The following is a 12,479-nucleotide window of genomic DNA, read 5'->3' as shown; positions in this document are numbered from 1 at the left end:
CTAGCCCGCCGATCCCTTGCGATAGATCTCACCGTCTGCGGCCGGCATGCGTAGCCGTTGGGCTGCGAACGCGAGGACCAGCAGGGTGATGACGTAGGGCGTCATCGCGGTGAAGTCACCGGGCACGGTGTCGATCGAGAAGTAGACGGCGCCGAGCACGACGCCCACCATCATCATCACAGCCATCGTGACCTTCTGGCCCTGACGGACCTGCCAGATCCCGTAGGCCAGCGCGAGCACCGCCAGCGCCAGCAGCAGCGCGTGCACGGACTCGCCGCCGCTGCGCAGACCCAGCGCCTGGGTGTAGCCGAAGAGGCCCGAGCCCGTGAGCAGCCCACCGGGGCGCCAGTTGCCGAAGATCATCGCGGCGAGGCCGATGTAGCCACGACCACCGGTCTGGCCGTCGCGGTAGTTGCTGGAGGCGACCAGGGCCAGGAAGCCGCCGGCGAGGCCGGCCATGCCGCCCGAGATGAGCACCGCGGCGAACTTGTAGCGCAGCACCTTCACTCCCAGCGACTCGGCGGCCGTGGGGCTCTCACCCACCGAGCGCAGGCGCAGACCGAACGACGTACGCCACAGCAGGACGTAGGTCAGGAACAGCAGCAGCAGGCTGACCACGACGAGCATGGAGAGGTTCGTGACCAGGGCCCGCAGCAGCGCCGAGACCTCGGAGACGAAGAACAGGTTCTTGTCCTCGATCTCGCCGAGGGCGTCGCTCAGTGGGCCGATGGTGATCGACTGGACGTCGTCGAGCTTCGGCGACTGGGTCTGGCCACCACCGGGCAGGTCCGCGAAGGTGAGGTTCGCGAGGTACTGCACCGCACCGAGCGCGATGATGTTGATGGCGACACCCGAGATGATGTGGTCGACGCCGAACGTCACGGTGGCGACCGCGTGGATCAGGCCGCCGATCGCGCCGAGCAGGATCGCCCCGGCAACGCCGGCCCAGGCACCGTAGTGGTAGCCGAAGAAGCCGGCCCCGTAGGTGCCGAGCACCATCATGCCCTCGAGGCCGATGTTGACGACGCCGGCGCGTTCGGACCAGAGACCGCCCAGACCGGCCAGCATGATCGGCATGGTCGCGATCAGCGTCGCGGACAGCGTGCCGCTCGACGCGACGTCGTCGGCCCCGGTGACCAGGCGCAGGAGCGAGAGCAGGAGCAGGATGCCGCCGATGGCCAGCAGGATCCATCCCACCGAGAGCTTGCGACGGGGGGCAGGCTTGGCCGCCTCGACCTTGCCCGTCGCGGTTGCGGGGACGCTCATGCCGAGACCTCCTTGGTCAGGTTCGTCGACGGACCACCGTCATCGGTTGGTGCTTCGGAGTCGAGCGCCTGGGCGACCCGGCGCTGCTCGACGCGGACACCGGCGCGTCGGACCACCTCGTAGGAGATCACCACGGTGAGGACGATGACGCCCTGGGTGATCGCGACGATGTCCGGGGAGACGCCGACGACGATCTGGAGCTTGTTGGAGCGCTCGTCGAGGTAGGCGAAGAGCAGGGCGCCCAGGGCGATGCCGGCGGGGTGGTTGCGCCCCAGCAGCGCGACCGCGATGCCCGCGAACCCGAGTCCGCCCTGGAACGTCGATCCATAGCTGAAGGAGCTGCCGAAGATGATCGGCAGACCGACCAGCCCGGCCATGCCGCCCGAGATCAGCATGGCGGTGATCGTCATCTTCTTGACGTTGATGCCGCTCGCGACCGCGGCCGTCGTGGACGCGCCGGTCGTGCGCAGGTCGAAGCCGAAGCGGGTCTTGTTGATCACGAACCAGAAGAGGAAGCCCGCGAAGATCGCGATGAAGAGGAACCCGTAGACGTCGGTGCCGGGACCGTCGCCGATCGAGAAGCTCGGGATCCGGCTGCTCTCCGGGATCTCCTTCGTGGCGATGATGTTGCTGCCCTCCTCGCGGACGGCGGCCTTGCGCAGGAAGTAGGCCACCACCGAGGTGGAGATGGCGTTCAGCATGATCGTGCCGATCACCTCGCTGACGCCGCGGGTGGCGCGCAGGACACCGGCGATGCCGGCCCAGGCGGCACCCACGAGGATGGCCGCGAGGATCGCGAGGGCGGTGTTGAGGTAGCCCGGGAGCCAGGCCTCGCCGGCCACCACGGCGGCGACGAAGGCCGCGATGCGGTACTGACCGTCGACGCCGATGTTGAAGAGGTTCATCCGGAAGCCCACCGCGACGGCGAGACCGGAGAGATAGAGCACGGTGCCGTTGTTGATGATGTTGGCGGTGTTGCGGGTCTCGGGGACCGACAGCAGGGTCGACCACACCTCGCCCACCGGGTCGCCGGCGACGATCAGCACCAGGCTGGTGATCGCGAATGCGGCGATCAGCGCGAGCACCGGGGCGGCGAACCCCAGCACCATCTTGGTGATCCGCGGTGTCATGCCTTGTCCTCCCCTGCTCCGGTCATGGCGGAGCCGAGCTGTTCGGGTGTGACGGTGGCGGGGTCGAAGGTCCCCACCATCCGTCCGCGCAGGATGACCTCGATCCGGTCGGACAGGCCGATCAGCTCGTCGAGGTCGGCGGAGATGAGCAGCACCGCCAGGCCCGCCTTGCGGGCGCGCTTGATGTGGTCCCAGATCGCGGCCTGGGCGCCGATGTCGACGCCGCGGGTCGGGTGGGCGGCGACCAGGAGGATCGGCTCGCTGCTCATCTCGCGGCCGACGATCAGCTTCTGCTGGTTGCCGCCGGACAGGGCGCGCGCGAGCACGTCGGGTCCGGGGGTACGCACGTCGTACTCCTCGATGATGCGGATCGTGTCGTTGCGCGCGGCGCGCTTGTCAATGAGACCGTGCTTGTTGGAGGGCTGGCGGGTCTGGTGACCCAGCACGCGGTTCTCCCACAGCGGCGAGTCGAGCAGCAGGCCGTGGCGGTGCCGGTCGGCGGGGATGTAGCCCACGCCGGCCTCGCGGCGATCGCGCGTCGACAGGTCGGTGAGGTCGCGGCCGCTCAACGAGATCGTCCCGGACGCTCCGGGCCGCATGCCGATGATGGCCTCGACCAGCTCCTCCTGGCCGTTGCCCTCGACGCCAGCGATGCCGAGGATCTCGCCGCGGTGGATGTCGAAGGAGATGCCGTCGAGCAGCGCCCGGCCCCCGGTCGTGCTGGGCAGGCTCACGTCGGCGACGCTGAGCAGGACCTCGTCGGTGACCGTGGAGCTCTCGGTGCTCGGGGAGGGGAGCTCGGAGCCGACCATCAGCTCGGCGAGCTGGTGGGAGTCGACCGTGGAGGCGGGGACCGTCGTGACGGTGGTGCCGCCGCGGATCACCGTCACCTCGTCGGCCACGGAGAGGACCTCGTCGAGCTTGTGGGAGATGAAGATGACGCTGAGTCCCTCGGCCTTGAGCTCACGCAGGTTCCCGAAGAGCTCGTCGACCTCCTGCGGGACGAGGACTGCGGTGGGCTCGTCGAGGATGATGATCTTGGCGCCGCGGTAGAGGACCTTGAGGATCTCCACGCGCTGGCGCTGGCCGACGCCGAGCTCCTCGACGAGGGTGTCGGGCTCGATCCCGAGCCCGTAGGCCTGGGAGAGCCGCTCGATCTCGGCACGGGCACCCGAGCCGATGCCGTGGAGCTTCTCGGCCCCGAGGACGACGTTCTCGAGCACCGTCAGGTTGTCGGCGAGCATGAAGTGCTGGAACACCATGCCCACGCCGGCCCGGATGGCGTCGGCGGGCGAGGACAGCGAGACCGTCTGACCGTTGAGCTCGATGGTCCCGGAGTCCGGGGCCTGGACGCCGTAGAGGATCTTCATCAGCGTCGACTTGCCGGCGCCGTTCTCCCCCACGATGGCGTGGATGGTGCTGCGACGCACGTCGATGTTGACGTTGTCGTTGGCGATGACGCCGGGGAACCGCTTGCCGATGCCTTGGAGGCGGACGACCAGGTCACCTGCGGGTGCTTGCGCGGGGCTTGACACGACGCGCATCTCCTTCCGGGGGCGGTGGCTGAGCACGTGTTCGCCCCGGGGAGGTGGGGGACGGGCGACATCGTGTCAGACAGGAGTGGTCCGGGGGTACGCCGCGTGGGCGGCGTCCCCCCGGACCACGGAGTTGATGAGAGGTTGCAGACTACGGAGCGGTCGGGACCGTGATCTCGCCGTCGATGATCTGCTGCTTGTACTCGTCGAGCTGCTCGGAGATGTCGTCCACGAAGCCACCGGTGGTGGAGTAGCCGACACCGTCGACCGAGAGGTCGTAGACCTTCTCGCCGGCAACGTCCTCGCCCTCCTCGAGGGCCTTGAGGTAGTTGTAGACGGCGACGTCGATGTTCTTCAGCATCGAGGTCAGGATGACGTCGCGGACCGACTCGTCGGCGGTGTTGTACTGGTCGGAGTCGACACCGATCGCCCAGCCCTCGGCCTCGGAAGCGGCCTCGAAGACACCGCCACCGGAGCCACCAGCGGCGTGGTAGACGATGTCAGCGCCACCGTCGAACATGCCGGTCGCAGCGGTCTTGCCCTTGGCCGGGTCGGCGAAGCCGGAGAAGTCCGGCGCCTGGCTGAGGTACTGCGTCTCGACCGTGATGTCGGGGTTGACCGTCTCGGCACCAGCGATGTAGCCGGCCTCGAACTTCTGGATGAGCGGGGTCTCGACGCCACCGACGAACCCGATGGTGTCGGTCTCCGTCTTCAGCGCGGCGGCCGCACCGACCAGGAAGGAGCCCTGCTCCTCGGCGAAGACCAGGTTGGCGATGTTGTCGCCCTGAGCACCGGAGTCGTCGATGATCGCGAAGTTGACCTCGGGGTACTCCGGGGCGACCTTGGCGACCGACGCGGAGTAGGCGAAGCCCACCGCGATGACGGGGTTGTAACCGTTGTCGGCGAAGACGCGCAGACGCTCCTCACGAGCGGTCTCGGCCTCACCGTCCTTGGCCTCGGACTCCTCGGTCTCGAAGCCGAACTCCTCCATGGCCTGGTCCATGCCCTTGGCGGCCGAGTCGTTGAACGACTGGTCACCGCGGCCACCGACGTCATAGGCCATGCCGACCTTCAGCTCGGACTCGCTGGCGTTGTCGGATCCGCCATTGCTGGTCTCATTGTCATCATCGTCGCTACCGCAAGCGGACAGGGCGAGAACCCCTGCCGTCAGCACAGCTGCGAACTTCGTCGTACGACGCAAGACGCCTCCTCAGGCTCTGTGCGCCTCATGTGGGGCGCTACATGGTCACCTAACCATGCCGTCAGGGCCGTCGCTGACAACTGCGCCGAACCGTTATCAGGCAGTGACCACAGGTCCCGTCGGGCGCGGGACCTCAGTCCCGTCGACCCCTGTCCCAGAGTCCCGAATCCCCCATTTCAGGCGCGATCCGCCGGACGGGTTCAGACAGGCGCGAGGCTGATCAGGGCCGCATGGGCGAGCACGCCGCTGGCGATCAGCAGCGCCCCCTCGTCGACGCGCAGGTTGCCCTGGTGCAGGTCGTAGGTCGGACCGCCGGGCGTGCGCGTCCCGAGCCGCCCCATCGCTCCCGGGACGCGGTCGAGGTACCACCCGAAGTCCTCTCCGCCCAGGCTCTGCTGGGTCGAGACGTGACCCACCGAGCCGACCACCCGCTCGACGGCGCGACCCAGGAGCCCGGTGCACGCATGGTCGTTGACCACGGGCGGGACACCGCGCTGATAGCCGACCTCCGCGTGCACGCCGTACGGCGCGACGATCTGCTCGACCAGCTCGCGCACGAGGTGCTCGGCGTCGGACCACGCGACGGCGTCGAGCATCCGCACGGTGCCGGCCACCCGCCCGGTGTCGGGGATGACGTTGTGCGTGGCACCCGCGCGGACCAGCCCCCACACGACGCTCGCGCCCGCACGAGGGTCCAGCCGGCGCGACAGGATCGCGGGAAGCTCGGTGACCAGCTTGCCCAGCGCGAAGGTCAGGTCCTCGGTCAGGTGGGGCCGCGAGGTGTGGCCGCCGGCCCCGCGCAGCCGGACGTCGAGCTGGTCCGCGGCTCCGGTGAGCGGCCCCTCGCGCAGCCCCACCTGACCGACGTCGAGGGTGGGGTCGCAGTGCAGCCCGAAGACCTGGCCCACCTCGTCGAGGGCGCCGAGCCCGATCAGCCGCAGCGCGCCTCCCGGCATGACCTCCTCGGCGGGCTGGAACAGCAGCCGCACCCGCCCCTGGAGCAGACCCTGGCGGTGCAGGGCCGCCAGCGCGATCCCCGCGCCCACCAGTCCCACGGTGTGCACGTCGTGCCCGCAGGCGTGCGCGACGCCCTCCACGGTGCTCGCCCACGGGTCGCCGGTGGTGTCCTGCACGGGAAGGGCGTCGAGGTCGGCGCGCAGCGCGATCCGCTGGCCCGCGTCGCCGAGGTCCGCGATCAGTCCTGAGCGCGGGAGCGCGGTGATCTTCCAGCCGACGTCCTGCAGACGCTGCGAGACGAGGGCGGAGGTCCGCGCCTCGTGCCACGACAGCTCGGGGTGGGCGTGCACGTCGCGACGCATGGCGATGAGCTCGTCCGCGTGGTCGTGGAGCACGGAGGTGAGCAGGCGTGAGGCGTCGGAGGCTTCCGGAGCGGAGGTGGACATCGCGGTCAACTCTAGTTCAGCGGTCGTCAGCCGTGCGTTTCCACTGCCGTCTCCCCCTGGCCCCGCGTCCCCGCGTCGTACGCCGCCAGGATCCGGTCGGCGGCCTCGGGAGCCGCCATCTCGCCGGCCAGCACCGCCTCGTGGACCTCGTCACGGACGGCGGCCACGGCGGCCGAGCGCCGCAGCCGCTGGTCGAGCTCGTCGCGGACCAGGGCCCAGGTGAAGTCCAGCTGCTGACCGGCGCGCTTGTGCGCCAGCCCCTCGTCGCCGAGATGCTCGCGATGGGCCAGCACCCGCTCCCACAGGTCGCTCACGCCGGTGCCCTCCAGGGCCGAGCAGGTGACGACCGGCGGCGCCCACTCCCCCCTGCCGTGCACCAGCCGGAGCGCGCCGGCCAGCTCCCGGGCGGCGCCGCGCGCCTCCTGCTCCCGGTCGCCGTCGGCCTTGTTGACCGCGATCACGTCGGCGATCTCGAGGATGCCCTTCTTGATGCCCTGCAGCTGGTCGCCGGTGCGAGCCAGCGTGAGGAAGAGGAACGTGTCGACCATGCCGGCCACGGTCACCTCGGACTGCCCGACGCCGACGGTCTCGACCAGCACGACGTCATAGCCCGCGGCCTCGAGGACGATCATCGCCTGGGTGGTGGCGCGCGCGACACCGCCGAGCGTCCCGGCCGACGGCGAGGGCCGGATGTAGGCGTTCGGGTCGGCCCCGAGGCGCGCCATCCGGGTCTTGTCCCCGAGCACCGAGCCTCCCGTGCGCACCGACGAGGGATCGACCGCCAGCACACCGACCCGCTGGCCCGCAGCGGTCAGCTCGCTGCCGAGCGCCTCGATGAAGGTGGACTTGCCGACGCCGGGCACGCCGGAGACGCCGACCCGGATCGCTCCCCCGGCGTCGGGGGTGAGGTCGGCGAGGAGCTCGCGCGCCGCGGCGCGATGGTCGGGGCGCGAGGACTCGACCAGCGTGATCGCGCGGGAGACGTCGGCGCGGCGCCCCTCACGGATCCCCGCGAGGAGGGCCGCCACGTCGACGGCGCGCGAGCGCCGGGAGGAGGCTTCGGCCATCAGTCGGCGAGCTGCGCCGACAGCTTCTCGAGCAGCTCGAGACCGGCCTCCGCGATCACCGTGCCGGGCAGGAAGACAGAGGCGGCCCCCATGTCCCTGAGCGTCTGGACGTCGTCGGGCGGGATGACCCCGCCGATCACGATCATGATGTCCGGACGGCCCTGCTCGGCCAGGGCTGCCTTCAACGCAGGCAGCAGCGTGAGGTGGCCCGCGGCGAGCGATGAGACACCGACGACGTGCACGTCGGCGTCGATCGCCTGCTGCGCGACCTCCTCCGGGGTGGAGAACAGCGGCCCCACGTCGACGTCGAAGCCCATGTCGGCGAAGGCCGTCACCACGACCTTCTGTCCGCGGTCGTGACCGTCCTGGCCCATCTTGGCGACGAGGATGCGGGGACGGCGCCCCTCGTCCTCCTCGAACTTCTCGGTTGCCTCGAGGACGGCGGCGAGCTTGCCGTCGGAGGCGTCGGCGGAGGCGTCGCGATACACGCCGCTGATCGTACGGATCACCGCCTGGTGGCGGCCATAGACCTTCTCCAGCGCCTCGGAGATCTCACCCACGGTCGCCTTCGCCCGAGCGGCGTCGACGGCCAGCTTGAGCAGGTTCCCGTCCAGCGAGCCCCCCTCCTGGTGGCCGGCCGCGGCCGAGTTGGTCAGCGCCTCCAGCGTGCGTCGTACGTCGTCGTCGTTGCGCTCGGCGCGCAGCCGCTCGAGCTTGGCGACCTGCTGGCGGTAGACGTCGTCGTTGTCGACGCGCAGGACGTCGAGCTTGTCCTCGGCAGCCAGGCGGTAGGTGTTGATGCCGATGACCTTCTGCGCACCGGAGTCGATCCGGGCCTGGGTGCGGGCCGCGGCCTCCTCGATGCGCATCTTGGGGATGCCCTGCTCGATGGCCTTGGCCATGCCGCCGGCGGCCTCGGCCTCCTGGATGTGGGCCCAGGCCTTCTCGGCGAGGTCGTGGGTGAGCCTCTCGACGTAGTAGGAGCCTGCCCACGGGTCGATGATCCCGGTCGTGCCGGACTCCTGCTGCAGCAGCAACTGGGTGTTGCGCGCGATCCGGGCCGAGAAGTCGGTCGGCAGCGCGATCGCCTCGTCGAGGGCGTTGGTGTGCAGCGACTGGGTGTGCCCCTGGGTCGCGGCCATCGCCTCGATCGCCGTGCGCTGGACGTTGTTGAACACGTCCTGGGCGGTGAGCGACCAGCCGGAGGTCTGGCTGTGCGTGCGCAGGCTCAGCGACTTGGGGTTCTTCGGGTCGAACTCCCGCACCAGCCGCGCCCACAGGGCCCGGGCGGCGCGCATCTTGGCGACCTCCATGAAGAAGTTCATGCCGATCGCCCAGAAGAAGCTCAGCCGCGGCGCGAACTTGTCGATGTCGAGGCCGGCCGCCAGGCCCGCCCGGATGTACTCGACGCCGTCGGCCAGCGTGTAGGCCAGCTCGAGGTCGGCGGTCGCGCCGGCCTCCTGGATGTGGTAGCCGGAGATGGAGATCGAGTTGAAGCGCGGCATCTTCGCCGAGGTGTAGCTGAAGATGTCGGAGATGATCCGCATCGACGGCAGCGGCGGGTAGATGTAGGTGTTGCGGACCATGAACTCCTTGAGGATGTCGTTCTGGATGGTCCCCGTGAGCTGCTCCGGCTTCACCCCCTGCTCCTCGGCCGCCACGATGTAGAGGGCCAGGACCGGCAGCACGGCGCCGTTCATCGTCATCGACACCGACATCTCGTCCAGCGGGATGCCGTCGAAGAGGGTGCGGGCGTCGTAGATCGAGTCGATCGCCACGCCCGCCATGCCGACGTCGCCGCGCACCCGGGGGTGGTCGGAGTCGTAGCCGCGGTGGGTCGCGAGGTCGAAGGCGACGCTCAGCCCCTTCTGACCGGCCGCGAGGTTGCGGCGGTAGAACGCGTTGGACGCCTCGGCGGTGGAGAAGCCGGCGTACTGACGCACGGTCCAGGGCTGGGTCGTGTACATCGTCGGGTAGGGCCCGCGCAGGAACGGCGTGAGGCCCGGCCAGGTGTCGAGGGCGTCGAGGCCCTCGAGGTGCTCGGGGCCGTAGACCGGCAGGATGTCGATGCCCTCGGGTGAGGGCCACGGCGCGGTCCCCGACTCGACGGCCGGCTTCTCGCCTGCCGAGCCGGTGACGGCCCTCTCCCCCTCGAGCGGGAGCCCCGCGAAGCTCTTCGGAATACTCATGCCAGGTTCTCCCTCGTGCGGGTGAGGAACGCGAGTGCGTCGACCCCGATCGAACAGCTGTCGTCGACCGCGAGCCCGTCACCGACGGACTCGGGCTTGCCGGCCAGGATGATCCAGCGGGCGCCCGCCTCGCGCAGCGCGGAGACCAGCTCGCCGGCCCACGCGGCGTACGTCTTGTCGGCGCCGGCGAGGCACACCACCGGCTGACCGGCGTAGGAGGCCAGCACGTCGGCGACCCCGTCGGTCGCACCGGCGAGCTCCACGCGGATGCCGCCGGCGGCGAACAGGTTGGTGGCGAAGGTCGCGCGGGCGGTGTGCGAGGCGATCGTGCCCATGGTCGCGAGAAAGACCGGCGTGGTGGCCGGCTCGTCGCGCAGCGCCTCGAACGGCGCCCCGTAGCGGCGTACGGCGCTCGCGGCCGGGTGCGGCTCGCGCTCGGGCAGCACCTCGTCGAGGTTCGGGAACTCGCTCACGCCGGTGATCGGGCGCTTGCGCCGGGCGATCTCCTTGTCGCGGCGGGCGGCGACCTCGTCGATGCGCGCCTGCAGGGATCCGTCCGCCAGCGCGGCGGCGATGCCTCCGGCCTCCTCGATGCGTCCGAACTCCTCCCACGCCACGCGGGCGAGGTCGTCGGTCAGCTTCTCGACGGCGTAGGAGCCGCCGGCCGCGTCGGTCACCTTCGCGACGTGCGACTCGGAGATCAGCAGCGAGGAGGTGTTGCGGGCGATCCTGCGGCCGAACGCGTCGGGGACGCCGAGCGTCGAGTCGAACGGCAGCACCGTGATCGCCTCCGCTCCCCCGACACCGGCGGAGAAGGTGGCGACGGTGGTGCGCAGCATGTTGACCCAGGGGTCGTACTTGCTCATCATCGGGCGGCTGGTGACCGCCTGCTGGCGCTGGCCGCCGGCGTCGGCGGACGCTCCGCTCAGCTCGGCCACCCGGGCCCACAGGCGGCGCGCGGCCCGGAGCTTGGCGATCGTGGGGAACTGCTCGTCGGTGGCGGCGTAGCGGAACTCGATCAGACCGAGCGCGTCATCGACGCCGATGCCGGCCGCCTCGAGCGCCCGGAGGTACGCCGCCCCGACGGCGAGGCTGTAGCCCAGCTCCTGGCCCTCGGAGGCCCCGCGGTCGTGCACGGCGGTCCCGTCGACCACCAGGCCCAGGACACCCGCCTCACGGGCGAGCTCGGCGATGCGGGCGAGCGCGGAGAGGTCGACGTCGAGGGATGCCCGCACCGCGGCGGCGACGGGGTCGGCGCCGAGGTTGGTGCCCTCGGCAGGGCTGACGCCCCGCTCGCGCAGCACGGCCAGCAGGGCCTCGGCGGCACCCACCTGGTCACCGGGCGCATCGAGGACCACCGGCGCCAGGTCCAGCAGCACGCCGTCGAGCACGGTGTCGAGGTCGCCGGCCGCGAGGCCCTCGCCGATGCCGACCCACAGCGAGGTGGCGCCGTTCTCGAGGTCGACCAGCACGGACTCGTTGGCGGCCTTGGCCGCCGGACCGTCGACGTGCACACGGATGTCCCAGCCGGTCTCCGGGCGGGTCACGACCCGGCCCCGCGTGAACGGGGCCGCGCCGGCGTCGCCGAGGGCCGGGAGCCCCTCGACCGCCTCGGCGGTCCCGATCGGGGCGACGGATATCCCGTCGAGGGTCGTGCGGGACAGCTTGTCCCACACAGTGGAATCGGAGTCTTCGTCTCGGAGCCGTCCCGACTTGCGCAGCACGGCGGCGGTGATCTTCTCCCAGTCCGCCGCGGTGTGCCGATCCTCGGGAGACGCCAGAGCGAGTCGGTCCTGCTCGGAGCCAGAGGTCATGTGGGCAGGATAGAACAGCCCGCGCGGGGTCCGTGACGGGTCCGAATCCACGCGGGACGATTGGTGCCTTTGGTCCCGGCCGGCGGGTCGGACGACATTGACCGACGGGTAACAAGGCATAAGTCACAGGGTCCGCACCCCCAGCCACCGCCAAGTGCCGGTACGGTGACCTCTTGTGGCAACCCCGACTCTCGTAAACGGCAGCCGGTCGACGCGATCCACGATCGCGCTGAAGATCCTGATGGCCGTCAGTGGCCTGATCTTCGTCGGCTATCTCCTGCTGCACATGTACGGCAACCTCAAGGTCTTCAACGGGCAGGAGGCGTTCGACGAGTACGCCCACCACCTGCGGACCTTCGGCGAGCCCATGCTCCCCTACAGCGGTCTGCTGTGGGCGATGCGCGTCCTCCTCATCGCTGCCCTGGTGGGACACGCCTACGCGGCGTTCCAGCTGTGGGCGCGGGCGAAGAAGGCACGACCGACCAAGTACGTCATGAAGAAGGCGGTGGCAGCGACCCTCTCCTCGCGGATGATGCGGTGGGGCGGTGTCGCCCTCCTGTTCTTCGTGGTGTTCCACATCCTCCACCTGACAACGCACACCATCAACCCGGCCGGCGACTACGACTCGCCGTACTCGAACGTGGTGGAGTCGTTCCAGGAGTGGTGGGTGACGCTCATCTACCTGTTGGCCCTGGCTGCCCTCGGGATGCACCTGCGCCACGGCGTGTGGAGCGCGTGCCAGACCCTGGGCTACACCAACACCGCCAGGTCCCGCGCCCGCGCCAACTTCGCCGGCGTGGCCGTCGCGGTCATCATCGCCGGCGGGTTCGCCCTCGTTCCCCTGGCCGTTCTCGTCGGCCTCGTCGACTAAGGG

The 12,479-nt window shown here is 70.2% G+C and carries 9 protein-coding genes; 1 reads left to right on the top strand and 8 read right to left on the bottom strand.

What is annotated here, in order from left to right:
- The 8 genes from ACYU7L_RS20820 to ACYU7L_RS20785 all read right to left on the bottom strand — a co-directional run bounded on the left by ACYU7L_RS20820 (position 1) and on the right by ACYU7L_RS20785 (position 11,605).
- Positions 1–1,266: an ABC transporter permease gene (locus ACYU7L_RS20820; protein WP_460800569.1), complete on the bottom strand. Its 1,266-nt coding sequence runs from the start codon at positions 1,264–1,266 to the stop codon at positions 1–3.
- Complete coding sequence (locus tag ACYU7L_RS20815; RefSeq protein WP_460800567.1) at positions 1,263–2,396, bottom strand: ABC transporter permease; 1,134 nt, start codon at positions 2,394–2,396, stop codon at positions 1,263–1,265. The genes ACYU7L_RS20820 and ACYU7L_RS20815 overlap by 4 nt, the downstream gene beginning before the upstream one ends.
- Complete coding sequence (locus ACYU7L_RS20810) at positions 2,393–3,931, bottom strand: ABC transporter ATP-binding protein (RefSeq protein WP_460800565.1); 1,539 nt, start codon at positions 3,929–3,931, stop codon at positions 2,393–2,395. The genes ACYU7L_RS20815 and ACYU7L_RS20810 overlap by 4 nt, the downstream gene beginning before the upstream one ends.
- Positions 3,932–4,082: 151 nt before the next feature.
- On the bottom strand, positions 4,083–4,994 hold the full coding sequence (locus ACYU7L_RS20805) for a BMP family lipoprotein (protein ID WP_460800563.1): 912 nt from the start codon (positions 4,992–4,994) through the stop codon (positions 4,083–4,085).
- A 338-nt stretch (positions 4,995–5,332) separates the two neighbouring features.
- Entirely contained in the window at positions 5,333–6,535 is a 1,203-nt protein-coding gene (locus ACYU7L_RS20800; protein ID WP_460800560.1) for an amidohydrolase, read from the bottom strand.
- A gap of 26 nt (positions 6,536–6,561) precedes the next feature.
- Complete coding sequence (meaB, locus tag ACYU7L_RS20795) at positions 6,562–7,602, bottom strand: methylmalonyl Co-A mutase-associated GTPase MeaB (RefSeq protein WP_460800558.1); 1,041 nt, start codon at positions 7,600–7,602, stop codon at positions 6,562–6,564.
- Entirely contained in the window at positions 7,602–9,791 is a 2,190-nt protein-coding gene (scpA, locus tag ACYU7L_RS20790; protein ID WP_460800556.1) for a methylmalonyl-CoA mutase, read from the bottom strand. The genes meaB and scpA overlap by 1 nt, the downstream gene beginning before the upstream one ends.
- Positions 9,788–11,605, bottom strand: coding sequence for a methylmalonyl-CoA mutase family protein (locus tag ACYU7L_RS20785; RefSeq protein WP_460800553.1), 1,818 nt, complete (start codon positions 11,603–11,605; stop codon positions 9,788–9,790). Before ACYU7L_RS20785 ends, scpA begins: the two co-directional genes overlap by 4 nt.
- Positions 11,606–11,780: 175 nt before the next feature.
- On the opposite strand from ACYU7L_RS20785, the gene ACYU7L_RS20780 reads away from it, so the two are divergent.
- Entirely contained in the window at positions 11,781–12,476 is a 696-nt protein-coding gene (locus ACYU7L_RS20780; protein ID WP_460800551.1) for a succinate dehydrogenase cytochrome b subunit, read from the top strand.
- The last annotated feature ends 3 nt before the right edge of the window (positions 12,477–12,479 follow it).

The organism is Nocardioides pacificus (genome assembly GCF_054775955.1).
Note: the sequence above shows the minus strand (reverse complement) of the source record. Positions and strands in the feature narration are given on the sequence as shown.